Annotated in this window: 21 protein-coding genes; 8 read left to right on the forward strand and 13 right to left on the reverse strand. The window is 66.0% G+C overall.

Annotated elements, in window-relative coordinates:
* Positions 1–52: 52 nt before the first annotated feature.
* From ACVWYQ_RS33460 to ACVWYQ_RS33470, 3 genes are all read right to left on the reverse strand, one after another.
* Complete coding sequence (locus ACVWYQ_RS33460; protein WP_404543211.1) at positions 53–847, reverse strand: IclR family transcriptional regulator; 795 nt, start codon at positions 845–847, stop codon at positions 53–55.
* Positions 848–924: 77 nt separating this feature from the next.
* A complete protein-coding gene (locus tag ACVWYQ_RS33465) occupies positions 925–2,658 on the reverse strand; it encodes an FAD-dependent oxidoreductase (RefSeq protein ID WP_456726983.1) in 1,734 nt (577 codons plus the stop codon).
* Positions 2,659–2,665: 7 nt separating this feature from the next.
* Positions 2,666–3,880 (reverse strand): ABC transporter substrate-binding protein, encoded by a 1,215-nt coding sequence (locus tag ACVWYQ_RS33470; protein WP_456726984.1) that lies wholly within the window; start codon positions 3,878–3,880, stop codon positions 2,666–2,668.
* 399 nt (positions 3,881–4,279) lie between these two features.
* On the opposite strand from ACVWYQ_RS33470, the gene ACVWYQ_RS33475 reads away from it, so the two are divergent.
* Positions 4,280–5,581, forward strand: a complete 1,302-nt coding sequence (locus ACVWYQ_RS33475; protein WP_456726985.1) for an MFS transporter — start codon at positions 4,280–4,282, stop codon at positions 5,579–5,581.
* On the opposite strand, the gene ACVWYQ_RS33480 is transcribed toward ACVWYQ_RS33475, so the two are convergent.
* Positions 5,570–7,132 carry a glycosyl hydrolase family 79 N-terminal domain-containing protein gene (locus ACVWYQ_RS33480; protein ID WP_404543206.1) on the reverse strand — a complete coding sequence of 521 codons (1,563 nt, stop codon included), beginning with the start codon at positions 7,130–7,132 and terminating at the stop codon, positions 5,570–5,572. The two genes, ACVWYQ_RS33475 and ACVWYQ_RS33480, sit on opposite strands and share 12 nt — an antisense overlap.
* Positions 7,133–7,440: 308 nt before the next feature.
* Between ACVWYQ_RS33480 and ACVWYQ_RS33485 the strand changes: the two genes are divergently transcribed.
* From ACVWYQ_RS33485 to ACVWYQ_RS33500, 4 genes are all read left to right on the forward strand, one after another.
* Positions 7,441–7,902 (forward strand): Hsp20 family protein, encoded by a 462-nt coding sequence (locus tag ACVWYQ_RS33485; RefSeq protein ID WP_036042370.1) that lies wholly within the window; start codon positions 7,441–7,443, stop codon positions 7,900–7,902.
* A gap of 74 nt (positions 7,903–7,976) precedes the next feature.
* Positions 7,977–8,468 (forward strand): Hsp20/alpha crystallin family protein, encoded by a 492-nt coding sequence (locus ACVWYQ_RS33490; protein ID WP_057026078.1) that lies wholly within the window; start codon positions 7,977–7,979, stop codon positions 8,466–8,468.
* Between the two features lie 87 nt (positions 8,469–8,555).
* Positions 8,556–8,891 carry a hypothetical protein gene (locus ACVWYQ_RS33495; RefSeq protein ID WP_157281818.1) on the forward strand — a complete coding sequence of 112 codons (336 nt, stop codon included), beginning with the start codon at positions 8,556–8,558 and terminating at the stop codon, positions 8,889–8,891.
* Positions 8,892–9,052: 161 nt separating this feature from the next.
* Positions 9,053–10,162, forward strand: coding sequence for a trypsin-like peptidase domain-containing protein (locus ACVWYQ_RS33500; RefSeq protein ID WP_404653138.1), 1,110 nt, complete (start codon positions 9,053–9,055; stop codon positions 10,160–10,162).
* A gap of 293 nt (positions 10,163–10,455) precedes the next feature.
* Here the strand turns inward: ACVWYQ_RS33500 and ACVWYQ_RS33505 are convergent, their stop codons facing one another.
* Together ACVWYQ_RS33505 and ACVWYQ_RS33510 are read right to left on the reverse strand one after the other, a co-directional pair.
* Entirely contained in the window at positions 10,456–10,632 is a 177-nt protein-coding gene (locus tag ACVWYQ_RS33505; RefSeq protein ID WP_193760435.1) for a hypothetical protein, read from the reverse strand.
* Positions 10,629–10,847 (reverse strand): hypothetical protein, encoded by a 219-nt coding sequence (locus ACVWYQ_RS33510; RefSeq protein ID WP_157281816.1) that lies wholly within the window; start codon positions 10,845–10,847, stop codon positions 10,629–10,631. Before ACVWYQ_RS33510 ends, ACVWYQ_RS33505 begins: the two co-directional genes overlap by 4 nt.
* Before the next feature lie 264 nt (positions 10,848–11,111).
* Here ACVWYQ_RS33510 and ACVWYQ_RS33515 point away from each other — a divergent pair, with 264 nt between their 5' ends.
* Positions 11,112–11,516, forward strand: coding sequence for a hypothetical protein (locus ACVWYQ_RS33515; RefSeq protein WP_456726986.1), 405 nt, complete (start codon positions 11,112–11,114; stop codon positions 11,514–11,516).
* Between the two features lie 250 nt (positions 11,517–11,766).
* Here the strand turns inward: ACVWYQ_RS33515 and ACVWYQ_RS33520 are convergent, their stop codons facing one another.
* Positions 11,767–12,618: an HpcH/HpaI aldolase/citrate lyase family protein gene (locus ACVWYQ_RS33520; protein WP_456726987.1), complete on the reverse strand. Its 852-nt coding sequence runs from the start codon at positions 12,616–12,618 to the stop codon at positions 11,767–11,769.
* Positions 12,618–13,121, reverse strand: a complete 504-nt coding sequence (locus ACVWYQ_RS33525) for a MaoC family dehydratase (protein ID WP_333919378.1) — start codon at positions 13,119–13,121, stop codon at positions 12,618–12,620. The genes ACVWYQ_RS33520 and ACVWYQ_RS33525 overlap by 1 nt, the downstream gene beginning before the upstream one ends.
* A gap of 96 nt (positions 13,122–13,217) precedes the next feature.
* Between ACVWYQ_RS33525 and ACVWYQ_RS33530 the strand changes: the two genes are divergently transcribed.
* Positions 13,218–14,384, forward strand: a complete 1,167-nt coding sequence (locus ACVWYQ_RS33530) for an acyl-CoA dehydrogenase family protein (protein WP_036007218.1) — start codon at positions 13,218–13,220, stop codon at positions 14,382–14,384.
* Between the two features lie 20 nt (positions 14,385–14,404).
* Here ACVWYQ_RS33530 and ACVWYQ_RS33535 read toward each other — a convergent pair whose 3' ends face one another.
* From ACVWYQ_RS33535 to ACVWYQ_RS33545, 3 genes are all read right to left on the reverse strand, one after another.
* Entirely contained in the window at positions 14,405–15,979 is a 1,575-nt protein-coding gene (locus tag ACVWYQ_RS33535; RefSeq protein WP_456727234.1) for an AMP-binding protein, read from the reverse strand.
* A 33-nt stretch (positions 15,980–16,012) separates the two neighbouring features.
* The gene (gene upp / locus ACVWYQ_RS33540) at positions 16,013–16,648 is read right to left on the reverse strand and encodes a uracil phosphoribosyltransferase (protein ID WP_404653129.1); all 636 of its coding nucleotides are present in this window, start codon (positions 16,646–16,648) and stop codon (positions 16,013–16,015) included.
* A gap of 84 nt (positions 16,649–16,732) precedes the next feature.
* Positions 16,733–17,473 carry a crotonase/enoyl-CoA hydratase family protein gene (locus tag ACVWYQ_RS33545; protein ID WP_456726988.1) on the reverse strand — a complete coding sequence of 247 codons (741 nt, stop codon included), beginning with the start codon at positions 17,471–17,473 and terminating at the stop codon, positions 16,733–16,735.
* 85 nt (positions 17,474–17,558) lie between these two features.
* On the opposite strand from ACVWYQ_RS33545, the gene ACVWYQ_RS33550 reads away from it, so the two are divergent.
* On the forward strand, positions 17,559–18,140 hold the full coding sequence (locus ACVWYQ_RS33550) for a TetR/AcrR family transcriptional regulator (protein ID WP_456726989.1): 582 nt from the start codon (positions 17,559–17,561) through the stop codon (positions 18,138–18,140).
* A 40-nt stretch (positions 18,141–18,180) separates the two neighbouring features.
* On the opposite strand, the gene ACVWYQ_RS33555 is transcribed toward ACVWYQ_RS33550, so the two are convergent.
* Together ACVWYQ_RS33555 and ACVWYQ_RS33560 are read right to left on the reverse strand one after the other, a co-directional pair.
* Positions 18,181–18,372 (reverse strand): hypothetical protein, encoded by a 192-nt coding sequence (locus ACVWYQ_RS33555; RefSeq protein WP_456726990.1) that lies wholly within the window; start codon positions 18,370–18,372, stop codon positions 18,181–18,183.
* Positions 18,373–18,395: 23 nt separating this feature from the next.
* On the reverse strand, positions 18,396–18,860 hold the full coding sequence (locus ACVWYQ_RS33560) for a hypothetical protein (protein WP_456726991.1): 465 nt from the start codon (positions 18,858–18,860) through the stop codon (positions 18,396–18,398).
* Positions 18,861–18,919: the final 59 nt, after the last annotated feature.

Consider the following 18,919-nt stretch of genomic DNA (forward strand, 5'->3'; position numbering starts at 1 on the left):
TCCCCGCTTTCGCGGGGAATGACAGTCGTCGTGAGGCGAGGAGTATTCCTTATCACTCCGCCGCGACCGTCAACCCGTAACCCAGCCGCTTCGAAATGCCCCCCGCGCAGTCGCGCAGCGCGTGCGCGATCGGGCTGTCCCAGCGGGCATCAAAAGTGCCTTCTGGGCCCATCGCGGTGACGACCAGCGCGACGTGGCCGGAATGATCGAACACGGGCGCTGCGAACGCGTTGACGCCGGGCAGGGGATCGCCGAGCGCACGGGCAAGGCCGTGCTTGCGCACCTCGGCGAGCATGTCGGCGACCTTCGCCCCCTTCACGGCGCGCTTCGGGTTGTAGCCGACGCCATGGCGGTCGAGGCCGCTATCGAGCGCGGCGCAGATCGTCTTCTCCGGCAGGAACGCCGCAAACGCGCGGCCGGTCGCGGTCTCCAGCAGCGCCATCACCGAGCCGACGCGCATCACGATGTGCACCGGCTGGGCCGGCTCTTCGAGCTGCACCACGGTTGGACCGTGCGTGCCCCAGACCGCGAGCGAGACGGCGTGGCCGATCTGGCTCGCGAGGCCCGCGATCTTGGGACGCGCGATGCGCACGCCGGAGAGGCGGCGCAGGCTGATCAGGCCGAGCTCCAGCGCCAGCGCGCCGATCTCGTAACGGCCGGTGCTCTCGTCCTGCTCGATCAGGCCGATGCGGGAGAAGCTGGCGAGGTAGGGATGCGCCTTGGCCGGCGTCATGCCGGCCTCGCGGGCGAGATCGCGCAGCATCATCGGCTCGCCGCTGCGGGCGAGCGCGCGAAGCAATTCGCCGCCGACCTCGATCGACTGGATACCGCGGCTCTCTCTCTTCATGCGCCTCCGATGCGCCTGGGTCGTTGCTTGAGCATGATCTCTTCGGAAAACCGCTGCACACTTTTCCGGATCATGCTCTACGCCGCGTCGCGCTTGGCGGCGCTGTCGGCAAGATGCCTGCCGGCAATGTAGCCGAAGGTCAGTGCCGGCCCAAGCGTGATGCCGGCGCCCGGATAATTGCCGCCCATGATGCTCGCCATGTCGTTGCCGGCGGCATAGAGACCGGGAATCACCCGGCCCTCGGCGTCGAGCGCCCGTGCGTTCGCGTCGGTGACGATGCCGGCATAGGTGCCGAGATCGCCGATCACCATCTTGATGGCGTAGAACGGTCCGTTCTCGATCGGCGCCACGCAGGGGTTGGGGCCGTGCAGCGCATCGCCCTGGTAGCGGTTATAGGCCTTCGAGCCCTTGCCGAAGGCGGCGTCGTGTCCGAGCGGCGCCGTCGCATTGAACTGCCTGACCGTCTCGGCGAACGCCTCGGAGTCGATGCCGGCTTTCGCCGCCAGCGCTTCCAGCGTGTCGCCGCGCATGAGATAGCCGGTCTTCAAATGATGACTGAGGGGCATCGGGAAGGGCGGCACGCAGCCGAGGCCGTATTTGCGCAGCGTCTTGTGATCGCAGACGAGAAATGCGGCGATCTCCTCGCCGGGCTTGGCCGCCTTGATCATGGCCTGGACGAAGTCGTGATAGGAATTGCCCTCATTGGCAAAGCGCCTGCCGTCGCGCATCACCGCGATCACGCCGGGCTTGGCGCGATCGATGAAGTGCGGCATCACGCCCTTGGAGCCGTCCTTGCGTGTGGTCAGCGAGACCGGCACCCAGGCCGCCGCGTTCGGCAGGCGATCCTCGATGCGGCCGCCGGCGCCTTCGGCAAGGCGCAGGCCGTCGCCGGTGTTGCCCGTAGGCCCGGGCGAATAATGCTCAACGCCGGTCGGCGCGTGCGGGAACATCTTCTTGCGCCGCTCGACGTCATGCGGAAAACCGCCGCAGGCGAGCACGACGCCTTGTCGGGCGCGGACACGCACCTCGCGTCCCTCGCGCGAGACGATGGCGCCGGTGACCGCGCCGTTCTCGACCGTCAGCTCGCGCACGGGCGAAGACAGCCACATCGGAATCTTGAGGTCGAGCGCTGACTTTGCGAGGCGCCCGGCGAGCGCATTGCCGTTGGTGAGCGTCATGCCGCGGCCGTAGCGCAGCACGTCCACGACATGCCGCGACAGGCGCTTGGCGACATAGACCGCCGAGGTCAGCGACTTCGTCACGCGCATGAAGTGGATGATCTCCTTGCCGCTTCCGAGCATCATGCCGAACACGGTGAGCTCGGGCAGCGGCATGCCGAGCGATTTGATGAGATCGCCGAGCTCGCGGCCGTCGAACGGGCGCGTCACCATGGAGCGGCCGCCCTGGGCGCCGCCGGGCGCTTCGGCGTGGTAATCGGGAAACACCAGCGGCATGTCGAAGCGCAACGCGGTCTTGGTGGTGAAGAAATCGACCGCTTCAGGACCGGCGCTGAGGAAGGCATCGACGCGTGCCGCGTCGTAATTGTTGCCGGCCTCATGCCGCAAATACGTGCGGGCCTGCTCCGGCGTCTCTTCGATGCCGTACGCCTTAGCCAGCGACGTGCCGGGGATCCACAGCCAGCCGCCGGAGCGGGCCGTGGTGCCGCCGAAGCGCGGCTCCTTCTCGACGATCAGCACCTCGAGGCCGCGATAACGCGCAGTGATCGCGGCCGACATGCCGGAGCATCCCGATCCGGCCACGAGCACGTCGCACTCGTAGGTCTCCGTGGCGCCATGCTCGTTGCCAGCCATATCGGCCTCACTTCTTCAGGAGCGGACACTTGGATTCGGAGACCGGGCGGAAGGCGTCATCGCCCTTCACGGTCTTGACGATGTCCAGATAATCCCACGGCTCCTTGGACTGCGCGGGGGTTTTCACCTTGGCGAGATACATGTCGCGGATGACACGGCCGTCCTCGCGCAACTTGCCGCCATGGACGAAGATATCCTCGATCGGCAGCTCGCGCATCTTCGCCATCACCTTGGCGGAATCGTCGGTGCCGGCCGCCTTGATCGCCTTGAGATAGTGCAGCACCGCGCCGTAGACGCCGGTCTGGATCATGGTCGGCATCACCTTGGTGCGCTCGTAGAACTTCTTCGACCAGGCGCGGGTGGCCTCGTCCATGGCCCAGTAAGACGCCGTGGTCATATAGGTGCCCTGCGCGGCCTTCAGGCCGATGGCGTGCACGTCGGTGTCGAACATCAAGAGGCCGACCAGCTTCTGGCCGCCCTGGACCAGGCCGAATTCGCCGGATTGCTTGATGGCGTTGTCGGTGTCCTGGCCGGCATTGGCGAAGGCGACCACGTCGGATTTCGAGCTCTGCGCCTGCAGCGCGAAGGAGGAGAAATCGGCGGTGTTGGTCGGATGCTTGACGCCGCCGAGCACCTTGCCGCCCATCTCGTTGATGAAGCGCGTGGCGTCCTTCTCGAGTTGATGGCCGAAAGCATAATCCGCGGTGATGAAGTACCAGGATTTTCCGCCTTCCCGGATCACGGCGGAGGCCGTCACCTTCGACAGCGCATAGGTGTCGTAGGTGAAGTGCACGGTGTTCGGGCTGCACAGCTCGTCGGTCAGCGAGCTCGCGCCGGGGCCGGAGAGCAGGGCGACCTTGCCGCGCTCGCGCACCATGTTGTGGACGGCGATGGCGATGCCGGAATTGGGGATGTCGACGACCGCATCGACCTTGCCGTTGTCGAACCAGCCGCGGACGATCTGAACACCGACGTCGGTCTTCATCTGGTGGTCGGCGCTGATGATCTCGATCGGCTTGCCGAGGACGGTCGGCCCGAATTCCTCCACGGCCATCTTGGCGGCCTCGACCGAGCCCGGTCCAGAGTTGTCGCGGCCCCAGCTCGACAGGTCCGTCAGCACGCCGATCCGCACCACGTCGTCGGAAACTTGCGCGGTCGCTGCCGATGTCATGACCGCCGAAGTCATGGCCGCGAGCATAGTGCAGGCCAGGAGCCCTCTCATTGTCGTTTCCTCTCTTTTTGGCCGCTTGGTGCGGCGGGGTCGTTGTGGAGGTAAATTAGATAATGGCGAATGAATTTGTCAATGGCGAACTATGGTGCCGGGTGGGTTCCACGATCGCCGGGTGATGCTGGTAAGGAGCGCTCCTGCCTCGACACGCGTCATTGCGAGCCACCGGGTCCGCGCGAAGCGCGGCCCGATGACAGGCTCCGCGAAGCAATCCAGAGTCTTTCCGCGGAGGCGGTCTGGATTGCTTCGTCGCTAGGGCTCCTCGCAATGACGGGTGTTGCGCCACCTGCGCACAAAATCCCGCGCCGTAATCCTGTGGGAGGCACACCTCCACAGATTGCAGCCGTCACAACGTTTGGCCATGATGCCCACTGGAATCCTTTGGGGCAGGGCATGACGACAGCAACGGGGGTCTCCGCTTCCGCGGAGAGATCGACGACGGCGCACGTGGTGTGGGCGAGTGCGCTCGGCACCGCGATCGAGTGGTACGATTTCCTAATCTACGGCACGGCGGCAGCGCTCGTGTTCAACAAGCTGTTCTTCCCGAGCTTCGATCCCTTCGTCGGCACGCTGGCGGCGTTCTCGACCTATGCGGTCGGCTTCGTCGCGCGGCCGATCGGCGGCGCCATCATCGGGCATTACGGCGACCGGCTCGGCCGCAAGACCATGCTGGTTGCGACCATGATCGCGATGGGGCTCGGCACCTTCCTGATCGGCTGCCTGCCGACCTACGATCAGATCGGCATCTGGGCCCCGATCCTGCTCGTGATCCTCCGTTTCGTTCAGGGCATCGGGCTCGGGGGCGAGTGGAGCGGCGCGGTCGTGATGGTGATCGAGCACGCCGGCAATCGCCGCGGCTTCTACGGCAGCCTGGTGCAGGTCGGCTTCCCCGTCGGCGTCGCCGCCTCCACCGGCATCTTCGCCCTGATGACGAAGCTGCCCGAGGCGGACTTCCTCAGTTGGGGCTGGCGCGTGCCGTTCCTGATCAGCATTCTGCTGGTCGGCGTCGGCTTCATCGTGCGGCTCAAGCTTGCGGAGACGCCTCACTTCAAGGAGATCGTCGAGCGCAAGGAGGTGCTGGCGCAGCCGGCCCTCGAAGTGCTGCGCCGCGACTGGCGCAGCTTTCTGCTCGCCATCGGCATCACGATGTCGGAGGTCGGGCTCGCTTATCTCCTCACCGTGTTCACGGTGGTTTACGCGACGACCAGGCTCGGCCTGCCCCGGCAGGTGATCCTGGATGCAGTGGTCTATGCCGCGATCGTCGAGTTCGCGACGCTGCCGCTGGCCGGCTGGCTGTCCGACATCTTCGGACGCAAGGCGCTGTATCTGGCCGGCGGCGTCTTCTCGGTGGCGCTGGCATTCCCGCTGTTCTGGTTCGTCGACACCAGGGAGCCGGCGCTGATCACGCTTGCGCTCGTCGTCACGATGACGCTCACCCATGCGCTGCTGTTCGGGCCGAAGGCCGCGTTCATGCCGGAGCTGTTCCGCACCCAGGTGCGCTACAGCGGCGCCTCGCTCGGCGCCAACGTCGCGGCGGCGCTCAGCGGCGGCTTCTCGCCCCTGATCGCGGCTGCGCTGCTGGCCTGGGCCGGCTCGTACTGGGCGGTGTCGGTCTACATCGTCGCGCTGTCGATCGTCACGATCCTCGCGACGCTGCTGGCGCCGGAGACGGCGCGGGACTCGCTAAGATCCTGAGCGTCGGGACAAGCAAGCCGGATTTGCAGCGTTCGGAAACACCAGGAAGGTGATGGTCGTCGGCGCAAGCCTGACCGTTCCCGGCGGTGCTGCGCGTGCCTCGAGCCGGGGCAGCTGGCCCTCAGGGGTCAGCGTGAGCCTCTTGCCGTTCAACTGCACAATCGTACCCTGCAACTGCGCTGCGTGCAGCGTGTACCGCTCGGCGGACTCCGGCAGCGATAGCGTGCGCGATGTGCCGCGCGACGTGTTGATTGCGAGCAGCGACACCGCGCCTGTCGTGGCTGGGTGGCAGTGCGCGTAAAGATGGAGATTGCGCGCAGCAGGTTTGCCTGCGTCGAGCACGATCGTTCCCATCAGCCGGCGCCAGAGCAGCGCGGCCCAATAGCTCGGCCGCGGTCGGAACGTTGTTTCGTCGAGCAGGCCGTAATCGCTGGCAGCCAGCGTGTTGTGCATCACCACTTGGACACCGGCCTTCGCCAGGCGTCCGAGCTGGTCGAGATAGCGGAACGTGTCCAGAAAAGTCCGGTCCCATAAGCCGCCGCCGCAGGCGGCATCAGCCGTCTCGGTCAGCCAGATCGGCTTGCCCGGCTCGAATGCGTCGCGCAGCGCCTGGTAGGTCCCGAGCGTCGCATCCGTGCGCGCCAGCCATTGCTCCGAGAGGGCCTGCGCCGGATCGTCGTGCCCGCCACAGCGCGGTGAGATCGTGTTGTAATGGTGATAGGAGAACCGATCGACGCCGGGGCCGGATGCGGCAAGCAGGTCCCGCGTGGTGAGCCCCGTTCCGGACGGCGATGGTGCATCGCCGACCGAGCCGGGACCGAGGATCAGCGTCTCCGGTGCGGCGCGCCGCATCCACTCGCGAAAGATCTTGAAGTCGCGGCCATAGGCGGCCGCGTCATAGCCCGCCGGTGCACCGCCCGTCGCTGCGAGCGTCGGCTCGTTCATGAATTCGGCGGCGGCGATGCGCCCACCCAGAGCGCGCGTGGTGTCGACCAGCTGCTGCGCCTGATCCGGCTTCCACATGCCGTTGTCATCGCGGCTGCCGGGACTGATCGCAAAGGAGGTGACGATCTCCGCATCGACCGCATGCGCGAACTCCACGACGCCGCGCCACTGCGCTCGGCTGAGCACCGAATTGAATCCCGGCGGTGGCTCTCCCGGCGCCTCGGCAAAGAACGTCGCATTGGCCCAGGTGCCGCTCACGCGCAGATAGGCCGGCGACAGCGCCGCGGCGAGCAGGCGCAGTCGCGCATTGGCAAGATCGATCGGCGGCCGCGCGCTGTAACGATCCCGTTCGTCGAAGGCACGTGCGGTTCGCGGATAAGGCTTCCAGAACCGTCCGCCGGTCACCTCCACCATCTCGATGTTGTAGGATTGAAAGCGCGCATCGATCGTTCCGAGCGTCTCTAGCCCGGCAGGCGAGATGGCAATGTCGTCGGCATGCGCCGCAAAGGCGGTTGCGGCGGCCAGCAGGGCAATCGCACCCGCCGTGCGACCGGCCGGACGCGGTCGGGTCCCTGGTCTGCGGTGTGCTGCCGCCTGGTTCGTCATGCGCGTTGCCCGGGGCCAGATGCGCGGAGGCAACGTGGCCTTACCTCGACCCGCCCATTGTACCCCTATTTTACCTTGCCGTTGCCGCCGAGAGCGTCCGGGCTCGGCGGACCATCGATGGGGTCGAAAAAAAATCCGCTGGCCCCTCTTGAAACCGGTTTCCGGTTTTCTAAGTCGTTTTTCGCCGCGAGAGCGGTGTGTCGGATGCCAACCGGGTCCGGCACGGGCGCCGGGTTGGTCTTTCGGACCCGTCTGAAATCCCGCCTTGCGCTCCTTCGTATCCATCTTGCTCTTTGGAGGACTTGGTTATGAGGACCAGCTTTGACTTCGCGCCGCTGTGGCGCTCCACCATCGGCTTCGACCACCTGGCCGACCTCGTCGACAGCACGCTCCGCCAGGCGACCGAGGACAATTATCCCCCCTACAACATCGAGCGATCCGGCGAAGACCATTACCGGATCAGCCTTGCCGTGGCAGGCTTCGGCGCCAACGACATCACCGTGACGGCCGAACAGAACGCGCTTACCATCGAGGGCAGGAAGCCCGAGACGGCTGCGCGCGAATACCTGTACCAGGGCATCGCCGCGCGTCCGTTCCGGCGCGTGTTCAACCTCGCTGATTACGTCCAGGTGAAGCAGGCCTCGTTCCAGGACGGGCTGCTGATTATCGACCTCGTCCGCGAGGTTCCGGAAGCCATGAAGCCGCGTCGCATTCCGATCGCGGGCGGCGCTCCTGCGGCAACGCAGATCGAGCAGAAGAAAGCAGCCTGAGCGCTCGATCGAACAGGCGGAACGCGGCGCGCGCATGCGCGGGCCGCGCTTTCCGATGCAAGAAGGAGGGTACCATGGCTTTTCGTGATCTCATTCCCTGGTCGAAAAACCAGGAGCTTGCGCCGGCGCGCGACAATTTCGATCCGTTCCTGACGCTTCACCGCGAGATGAACCGTCTGTTCGACGATGTCTTCCGCGGCTTCGGGGCGACCAACCTGTCGCCGCTGATGGAAGGCCGTTTCGGCTGGCCGAAGGTCGAGCTCAGCGAGACCGACAAGACGCTGACTGTCTCGGCTGAGCTTCCCGGCCTGACGGAGAAGGACGTTCAGGTCGAGATCGCCAATGGCGTGCTGACCGTGCGAGGCGAGAAGAAGGCGGAGCGCAACGGCGAAGGCAGGTTCTTCACCGAGTGCTATTACGGCGCCTTCGAACGGCAGATTCCGCTGGAGGGTGTCGAGGAGGACAAGGCAGAGGCGTCGTTCAGGAATGGCGTCCTGACCGTGTCGCTGCCGAAGTCGGAGAAGGCACGCGAAGGCGTCAAGCGCATCGCGATCAACACGCATTAAGTCAAGTGAGACGGCGGCGATGTGGCGCCGCCGTCTCATCGTCAACAAGCCGTCCCCCTGGAAAGGAGCATGTGGGAGACTTAACCGATGACCAACGTGAATACCAATTCCGGCACTCTCAATCCGCTGTTTCATCCCGCCGCCCACTACGACTCGCCTGCCGACGTCCTGAATGCCGAGGAGCTCTCACCGCCCGAAAAGCGCGTCATCCTGTCGTCCTGGGCATCGGACATGTACGCGGTCGAATCCTATCCCGCCTTGCGCGAGATTCCCGGCATGAGCCACACGGTCCGGCTCGCCGACATTCTGGCCGCCTTGCGCAAGCTCGACGGCGACAACGACAATGACGACCCGCCACGCGGGGGCGGCGTCCCGATGCGGTTGCGGCGGCCATGGGCCGCCGCCGAAGGGCAGGCGGCATGATCCTCACCAACACCGTCCTCGCCCTCGTGCTGCTCGGCCAGGCCGCGGCAGCCTGGACCGTCCCGCTTCTGGCCCTGCAAGGCTGGATCGTCGCATCAGGCGACGAAGGCTGAAGCACCAAGGTTCCGACTATCCTCACAACACAACGCGGCAGGGTGACGATGATGAATGCTGTGCGTCTGCTGTTCCTGGCCTTGCTGATGCTGACGCTCACGGCGTCGCAGCCTGCCGCCGGCCAGATTCCGGATCTGAAGACCGGCGGTCCGGTACCGACCCTGGCGCCGCTGGTGCGCCAGGTGACGCCGGCCGTCGTCAACATCTCCGTGCATGGCCGCGTGCGCGAGGACAACCCGCTCTATCGCGACCCGCTGTTTCGCGAGTTCTTCGACGTCCCCCGGCAGATCGAGAAGGAGGTCAATGCGACCGGCTCCGGGGTGATCGTCGACGCCCAGCGCGGCTATGTGCTGACCAACAATCACGTGGTCGAGGGCACATCCGCCGTTCAGATCACGACCAAGGACGGCCGGCAGTTTTCCGCCAAGGTCATCGGCCGTGATCCGCCGACGGATGTCGCGGTGCTCCAGGTCCAGAACCCGGTCGGGCTCAAGGCGCTTGCCTTCGGCGACAGCGACGGGCTCGATGTCGGCGATTTCGTCCTCGCGATCGGCAATCCCTTCGGCCTCGGCCAGACCGTGACCTCAGGGCTCGTCAGCGCGCTGGGCCGCACCGGCCTAGGCAAGCAGGGCTATGAGGATTTCATCCAGACCGACGCGGCGATCAATCCCGGCAATTCCGGCGGCGCGCTGGTCAGCCTGCGCGGCGAGCTCGTCGGCATCAACTCGGCGATCATCTCGCCCGCGGGCGGCAATGTCGGTATCGGCTTTGCCATTCCGGTCAACATGGCGCGCAAGGTGATGGAGCAGATCATCGTGAGCGGCCGCGTCGAGCGCGGTCGCATCGGCATTTCGCTGAAGGACCTGCATCCGTCGGTCAACAAGGGATTGAATCAGGGCGCCGTCATCGCCGAGATCGCGGCGGATTCGCCCGCAGAGAAGGCCGGCCTGCGCAAGGGCGATGTCGTGACCGGCGCCGACGACCGCCCGATCCGCACTGCCGCCCAGCTCCGCAACACGATCGGCCTGGCGCGGATCGGCGAGGACGTGAAGCTCACGCTGCTGCGCAACGGTGCGCCGTTCACCGCCACGGTGAGAGTGGCGCCGGCAGCCGGCACGAGCAGCGCGCTCGCAGGCCCCAATCGCCTCGTCCGCTGAAACGAATGCGCAGGGACGAACCGCGCAAGCGGTTCGTCGTGCGATGGCAGGGCTATGGCATATGACTTGTAGCGGCGGCCGGTGCGCACGCCTCGTCCTTCGAGACGGCGCTTACGCGCCTCCTCAGGATGAGGCTCATCGGCGTCAGTGTCTCTTGAAACTGTAGCCACACACTCCGTCCTCATCCTGAGGAGCCCGCCTCAAGCGGGCGTCTCGAAGGATGGCCGCAGGGGAGAGCTCTCAAATGCGATAGCCCTCCCTGCGACGGTGCCGGGGAGGCGTGATCTCCCAGCTCAGGCCGCGCGGTGATCCCATTCGCCTTGCAGGTCCCGGATCAGCCGCCGCTCGCGTTCGATGCGCTGGCGATAGAGCTCGCGCTCATGCTCGTTCTTGGCGCTGGCAAGAAGCAGCTCGTAATGGCCGATGACCTTCTCGCTGCCGCGGATGAGCAGGTCGCGTTGGCTGTTCATTGCGCCATCCCCATTGCGCCCGCCGGCGCTTCGGCGGCGCGGAAGCCGACGGGAAAGGTGGTGGCGGTCAGGCCATCGAGCGCCGATCGCTCTTCCGCAAGTCGCCTCTCGATGAATTGGCGCTCAAGCTGCGACAGCCTGGTCTTCAGCAGGCGCCGGTAGCGGTGGATGTTGTTGCGGTGCGCACGAATGCGGGCCAAATTCTCATCGAGCATCGTCGTCTCTCCAGACGGTCGCGTTAGATCCTTTGGTTTGCGAGGATGAGAAGATCTCTTCTCGGCGAAAAAATATTCAGCGGCTAAGCGGTGTCAAGATGTTGGCGCGCCTGTCCTCGTTGCTGGCTCCTGGGATCGATGATCGGCCGGTCGAACCGTCCGGCCGGCTGGGTTCCGGGCGCGATTGCCTTTTGTTGGCCGGCAAGCGAACCTCGTGTGGCCATATTTGAGCAGGAGTGATCTGTCGCTAAGGGAGGCGCTCCGATGAAAAAGGCACTGATCACTGCTGTCGCAATGCTGGCCTGCGTGCCCGCGAGCGCGCTCGCGCAGGAGCGCGCGGGCGATGCGGCGCTCGGCGCGGTCTCGGGTGCGGTCGTGCTCGGGCCGGTCGGTGCGGTCGCCGGCGCCTTGATCGGCTACACGGCCGGACCTTCGATCGCCCGGTCCTGGGGCCTGAGAGGCTCGCAGTCGGCCAGGCACCGGCAGCCGCCGCCACGTCGCGCCGCCGCGACCGGCAGCCCGTCGCGCACGCGCGAGGCGATGGCCGCCAATGGCCAGATGAGAGCTGCCGGCAATCCGGCTCCGCCGCCGGTCCAGGCTCCGCCGGTTCAAGCCGCTCCTGCCGCGCCGGCGCATTCCCCGGCACCGCCCGTTCAGGGGTTCGACTGAGACCGCCAACTTCAGGCTGCAGCCTATAGCGCGATGGTTTAGCTCGAATACTGCCGCGGGCCGGTCACCTCTCCCGCTTGCGGGAGAGGTCGGCGCGAAGCGCCGGGTGAGGGCTTTCTCCTCTAGGGATTGTCCCATTGCGGAAGCACCCTCTCCCCAACCCTCTCCCGCAAGCGGGAGAGGGAGCGTACCTCCCTCCTTGCAACATCGAATCTCATTTCGCTTTAGCGGACGAGGCTTGCGTCCCGCTCTAGGACTGGCCGAGAATCTTCATCGCCGCGCGAAGATGCGGCTTGTCGATCATCTGACCATCGAGCCGCAGCGTGCCGGAATTGGGATTGCTCGCGAACGCCGCGATCACCTTCTCCGCCCAGGCGCGCTCGGCCTCCGTCGGCGCGAAGGCCGCGTTCACGATGTCGACATGCTTGGGGTGGATCAGCGCCTTGGCCGAAAAACCGTCGCGCCGCGCGGCACGCGTCTCCTGCTCGAGGCCGGCAAGATTGTCGATGTCGGTGTAAACCGTGTCGATCGGCGCGACCTCGGCGGCTGCCGCCGCCATCAGGCAGAGATCCCGCGCCAGGCGATAGGGGCTGTGGAACACGCCGCCGCTCGCCTTCTCGGTAGCGCCGAGCGAGGCGGAGAGATCTTCCGCGCCCCACATCAGGCCGGCGAGGCGAGGGGAGCAGCCCTTGTAGCTGCCGAGCCCGAAGATCGAGCCGGCAGTCTCCGTCGCGACGCAGACGATGCGGGTCGCGCCGATCGCGATGCCGGACGCGGCTTCCAAAGCTTCGAGCCAGGTTGCGACCTGACGCACGTCCTCGCCGCCTTGCGATTTCGGCAGCACGATGCCGTCAGGCCTGCCCGGCATGATCGCGGCGAGATCGGCCAGCGTCATGCCGGTGTCGAGTGCGTTGACGCGGACATAGAGCTGATGCGGGCCGGGGCGGCTCTTCAGCATCGAGAGCGTCAGCTCACGCGCCTCCGCCTTCTTCTCGGTGACGACGGAATCCTCGAGATCGATGATCAGCGCGTCGGCCTTGCCTTTGCTCGCCTTCTCGAATTTGCGCGGGGAATCGCCCGGCACGAACAGCATCGAACGCATCAGACCGGCCTCTTGTGCATCATCGCCATGCGGCGGCATTTGCCGACAATCTCGTCGTTCTGGTTCAGGGCATGGTGCTCGAACTCGACGATACCGGCCTTGGGCCGCGATCTGGATTCTCGCACTGAGAGCACCTTTGTCGTGGCCCGCAACGTGTCGCCATGGAAGACCGGCTTCGGAAAGGTGACGTCGGTCATGCCGAGATTGGCGACGGTGGTCCCTAAGGTCGTATCATAGACCGTCATGCCGATCATGATGCCGAGCGTGTAAAGGCTGTTGAAAATGCGCTGGCCGAACTCGGTCTTCTCGGCGAAATGCGCATCGATGTGCAGCGGCTGCGGATTGAGCGTCAGCAGGCTGAACATGGTGTTGTCCATCTCCGTGACGGTCCGGGTCAGCGGATGCCTGAACTCCTGGCCCACGGAAAAGTCCTCGAAATATAGTCCGGCCATCGCGGTTTCCTCCCTGCGAAATAACGGCGCACGCGCAGCGTCGCGCCGCATGACCCCATGCATGGTAGACACACTTCGCGGGCAAATTCACGTATCTGCCTGCAGTTTTTCGAGCTAAAGAACGCTTGGCGAAGGGAGATCAAGACCATGGATTTCGCGCTCACCGATCAGCAGGAAGCCATTCGCGACGCCATCGCCAAGATCTGCGAAGGCTTTCCCGACGCCTATTGGCTGAAGAAGGACCACGACGGCGGCTTCCCGCACGACTTCCACAAGGCGCTGGCGGACGCCGGCTGGCTCGGCATCTGCGTGCCGGAAGAGTATGGCGGCTCCGGGCTTGGCATCACGGAAGCGGCGATCATGATGCGCACCATTGCCGAGTCGGGTGCCGGCATGTCCGGTGCCTCGGCAGTGCACATCAACGTGTTCGGGCTCAACCCCGTCGTCGTGTTCGGCACCGAGGAGCAGCGCAGGCGCATGCTGCCGCCGATGGTCGAAGGCCGCGAGAAGGCGTGCTTCGCCGTCACCGAGCCCAACACCGGCCTCAACACCACCCAGCTCAAGACCCGCGCGGTCGCCAAGAACGACCGCTACATCGTCAATGGTCAGAAAGTGTGGATCTCGACGGCGCAGGTCGCGCACAAGATTTTGCTGCTGGCGCGCACCACGCCGCTGGAGGAGGTGCGCTCGCCTACCCACGGTCTCAGCCTGTTCTACACCGATTTCGACCGCAACAGGATCAAGGTCCACGAGATCGAAAAGATGGGCCGCAAGATCGTCGATTCCAACGAGCTGTTCTTCGAGGACTTCGAGATCCCGATGGAGGATCGGATCGGCGAGGAAGGCAAGGGTTTCGAGTACATCCTCGAAGGCATGAATCCGGAGCGCATCCTGATCGCGGCCGAGGCTGTCGGTTTGGGAAAACTCGCGCTATCGCGCGCGACCGAATACGCCAAGACGCGAATCGTGTTCAACCGGCCGATCGGCAAGAACCAGGGCATCCAGCATCCGCTTGCGGTGAACTGGGTCGAGCTCGAGGCGGCCTGGCTGATGGTGATGTCGGCGGCCTGGCAATACGACAAGGGCATGCCCTGCGGCGCCGCGGCCAATGCCGCAAAATATCTGGCGGGCGAAGCGGGCTTCTCGGCCTGCGAGCAGGCGGTGATGACCCATGGCGGCTTCGGCTACGCCAAGGAATTCCATGTCGAGCGCTATTTGCGGGAGGTGCTGATCCCGCGCATCGCGCCGGTCAGCCCGCAGCTCGCGCTCAGCTTCATCGCGGAAAAGGTGCTGGGGCTCGCCAAATCGTACTGAACAAGTCGTACTGAACGGGTCTATTCGGCGGCGATCCGCTCCATCGCCATGGCGCGAAGCCGGGCGCGCTGGATCTTCACGCCGTTGGCGCTGTCGGTGACCGGAAAGGCATCCACGACATAGATCCGCGCCGGCACCTTGTAGCCGGCGAGCCGCTCGCGCAGACGCGCGATCAGCGTCTCCTGGATGGGCGGCTCCGTTGTCGGGATCACGAAGGCGACGCAGCGCGCCTGGCCCTTGAGATCGATGGCGACGACCTGGGCGTCGGCGACACCGGTGCAGGATTTGAGCTCGTCCTCGATCTCACCGGGCGCGACCAGGAAGCCGCCGAGGCGCATCGCATCGCCGGCGCGAGTCTCGTAGACGAACGACCCGTCGCCGCGCAGCCGGCCGATGTCGCCGGTCCGGAAGAAGCCGTCGGCGGTGATCGCCTCGCGCGTCGCCTCCGGATTGTTGAAGTAGCCGAGGAAGCGCGAGGGCGCGCTGATCTCGATCTCGCCGGAGACGCCGCTGGCAGCGAGCTCGCCTGTCTCGACCTCGCGCACGCGGACTTTCGCCTCCGGCGACATCGGCCAGCCGCCGCCCTCGACCCGATCGGCAAAGGCATCGCCGGGGCGGCCGATCGAGAACAGCGCCTGCACCTCGCTCGATCCGTAGAGGCCATACAGCTTCATGCCGCGCGCTTCGGCTTCCACAGCCAGCTCGCGCCAGCCGGGCTGGAACGCGGCGAAGCCGCAGACTTCGAGATGCGGAAACGGGCGTGGTGCATCGGTGAGGGCGAGGATGCGCCGGAACATCTCGTCCGAACCGAAGGAATGCGTGATGCGCTCCGTGCTAAGGATCTTCAGCGCCGGCGCTGCCTCGAAGGCGTCGAGCACATGAATAGTCGCACCGGCGGCGAGGAAGCCGAGCAGGCTCGTCATGCCGAACGTGCCGCAGAACGGCAGCATCGCCAGCAGCGAATGACGCCGGGGATCGAGCTGGAGCGCGCGGGCGACGGAGACGGCGTGCGTCGCCAGCGTCGCTTGCGAATGCGCGACCAGCTTCGGCCCCTTGGTCGTGCCTGACGTGGTGTAGAGCAGCACGGGCAGATCGACATCATACTGGATCGGCGGAGGGGGCGGGTAAGGCGTCTCGAACGCATCGAACCGCACGCAGGGCCAGCGTGCGGGGATCGCATCCGCGCCGACCACGGCCAGCCGTTGCAGCGCGGGCACCTCGGCCTCGGCGACATCGGCGAGGATGGCGGCAAAGTCGATCGCGCGAAATGCGGCCTCGACGACCATGAGCTTCGCGCCTGATAGCTTGAGCAGGTGCGCGACTTCTGCGCTGCGATAGCGCGTATTGACGGCGGCGACGACCGCACCGAGCCGTGCGGCGGCGAACAGCAGTGCAAGCCATTCGACCCGGTTGACCAGCCAGACTGCGACGACGTCGCCCTTGCCGATGCCTTGCGCGGCCAGCCAGGCGGCGGTCTGCTCGATCTTCGCCGAGAATTCCGCGCGAGAGACGGCCTTGCCGTCGAATACCAGGGCAGGGTCGGCGGCGGTCTTGATCCGGAGCAGCGATTGCAGCGAAAAATCGTTGGCGCTCATGGCCATCGGACTAACCCGGTCGCGCAAGCCTGTCTACTTGGTGCCGAACATCCGGTCGCCGGCGTCGCCCAGGCCCGGCACGATATAGCCGTGGTCGTTGAGCCGCTCGTCGATCGCGGCGGTCCAGATCGTCACGTCGGGATGCTCGCTCTGGAACTTGGCGATGCCTTCAGGGGCGGCCAGGAGGCAGACGAAGCGGATGTCGCGGGCGCCGCGCGCCTTGAGCAGGGAGGCGCCGGCGCAGGCGGAATTGCCGGTCGCCAGCATCGGATCCATCAGGATCACGGTGCGGTCGGACAGGTCCTGCGGCGCCTTGAAGTAATATTCCACGGCCTGCAGCGTCTCCGGGTCGCGGTAGAGCCCGATATGGGCGATGCGCGCCGAAGGCATCAGCGCCAGCATGCCGTCTAGGAAGCCGACGCCGGCGCGCAGGATCGGCGCCAGCGTGAGCTTCTTCCCGGCGATCTTTGGCGCCTGCATCGCCGCGATCGGCGTCTCGATCTCCACCAGCTCCAGCGGCAGGTCGCGCGTCACCTCGTAGCCGAGCAGCATCCCGATCTCGTTCAGGATCTCGCGAAAGCTCTTGGTCGAGCGGTCCTTCTCCCGCATCAGGGAGAGCTTGTGCTGGACCAGGGGGTGGGCGACGACGTTGACGTTGCTGGTGCTCATGAAACCGCTCTACACGGTTCCGTGAAACTGCGCCAGATCGGCCAGGTGGTTTTAGGCAACGCCTTTTCCGCGGGATAGCCGGCCTCAACCGGGCAGCGCGACTGCGCTGCGCGCGCGGTTGCTTGCCTCATAGGCAGCCATGGTCAGCTCGCGGTCGATCGCCGCGCGCATGGCGTCCATGGCTCCCCGGCGCAGGCGCCGCTTTGCGGTGGCATGCGACGGCTTGTGGATGGCGCGCAGGCCGGTGATGATCGTCTCGATCGTGGCGTCGACCATCTCAGGTGCAACCACGCGATCGAGAAAGCCGGCCGTCTGCGCCTCCTCGGGCTCGTACATCTCGCCCAGCGTGACGGTACGGCTGAGCCAGGCCGGCTGCAGCCGGCTGCGCGCGAGCTCGATGGCAAAGCTGGGAGGCGCGATGCCGATCGCCACCTCGTTCAGCCCCATGCGGTGCGGTCCGCGCGCGCCCAGCCTGACGTCGCAGGCGAGCAGCAGGAACGTTCCCATCGGGTAAGCATGGCCCTCCATCACGCCGATGGTCGGATGCGGAAACGACATCAGCCGCAGCGCAAGCTCGGCGCCGGCCCGGACCATCTCCAGGCTCTTGGCAGCATCGCCCGAGGCGAACACTTTCAGATCGAAGCCCGCGGAAAAGATGCCGGGCCGGCCTGAGCGCAGCACCACGATCTCCGCCTCCGTCTCGGCGCGGTCGAAGGCGGCGCCGATCTCGCCCAGCATCGCGGCCGACATCACGTTGACCTTGCCGTCGTCGAGCCCGATCCGCGCCACGCCGTCGTTCAGTTCATAGGTCACTCTCTCAGGCATCTGCCTCTCTCCGTCATTGCCATGCCTTGACTGTCGGAGGCTGATGTAGACCAATCAATATAATTTCAGAGCGGAGGAGAGTGCCATGCCGGCCGTGCCGAAGCACCGTCAGCCCATCATCAATGCCGCGGTGACGCTATTCCGCCGCCAGGGATTTGCCCGCACCGGCCTCAACGACATCGTCGACGTCAGCGGCGCGCCGAAGGGGTCGCTCTATCATTACTTTCCGGACGGAAAATCCTCGATCGCGGTGGCGGCGGTGGAGGAGGCGGGCCGCCGCGTCGCGGCGACGGTCGCCGAGCTCGCGGCAGAGTGCGGTTCGACCGGCGAGCTCTTGCGCGCGCACGCCAGACTGCTGGCAGGCTGGATGCAGGGCTCCGGCTTCCGTAACGGCTGCCCGATCACGACCGTGCTGCTCGAGCTTGCGCCGCGCGAGCGCGCCGTGTCGGAGGCCGGTCGCAAGGCCTATGCGGCACGGCTATCGATCCTGCGTGACAAGCTGGTCGCCGAAGGGTTTGCCAGGCCGCGGGCGGAGGCGCTGGCGGTGCTCTGCACGTCGGCGCTCCAGGGCGCGCTGATCCAGGCCCGCGTCGAGCGCAGCGGCCGGCCGATCGAGGTCACCGCGTCGGAGCTGGCGCGCCTGATCGAGGCGGAGGTGAGGCGCTAGCCGCCGAGGCCGCGAAAAGTCATGACATCTGCAATGCCGGTCAGGCGTGGAGATGCCAGATATGGATTGCGGTCCTCAGCGCGATCAGCGCGGTGAGCACGCTGCCCATCGACAGCATGGCCAACCCATCCAGGGCGATACGCTCGAGTCGAGCTTTGCGCAGCTTCGATATGCGCAACTGCTGTTCAGCCCTCAGACGGGGGCGTTCAAAGCCGAGAATCGGCGTCGGCATTTCTCGTGTCCTTTCAGATGCGTCTAGCGGGAATTGTGGCAGGCGACCGGCTCGTAAAGCGGATCCAGCATAGGGCGCACAGACGGAACGCTCGGCCGCGACACTTCGATGGCCAGCGTCCGGACTTCGACGAACGCCGACAACAGAGAGAGCGCGAGGTCGGCATGGCGCGCATCGACCGCGGAATCCAGCCAGTCCGGCAGCTCGCGCTCGCGCGACAGCGCGCAATGCCACTCGCCGTCATCGTAGGCGATGCGGCGGACCTGCCACATCGGCAGCTCGAGCTCCATCAGCGCCAGCGCCGCATCGGCCCAGGCTTCCGCATCGATCAGGCGCATGACGCGGGCTGCGCGTTCGCTCCGGCCCAGCGACGGCAAGCGTCGGCAGGCGCGACCGATGATGTCGAGCATCAGCGGCCGCGTCATTGAATGGGCCTTGCGCAGCTGTTCGGCGAGCGAGGGGAGATCGAGCGGGTGGAGAGCGGTCATGTCAGGCCTCCTGGAATTGGCGTCGGTCAGTCGGCCGGCCTCGCCAAGGTGGCGGGAAG

The organism is Bradyrhizobium sp. USDA 3397 (assembly GCF_054060965.1).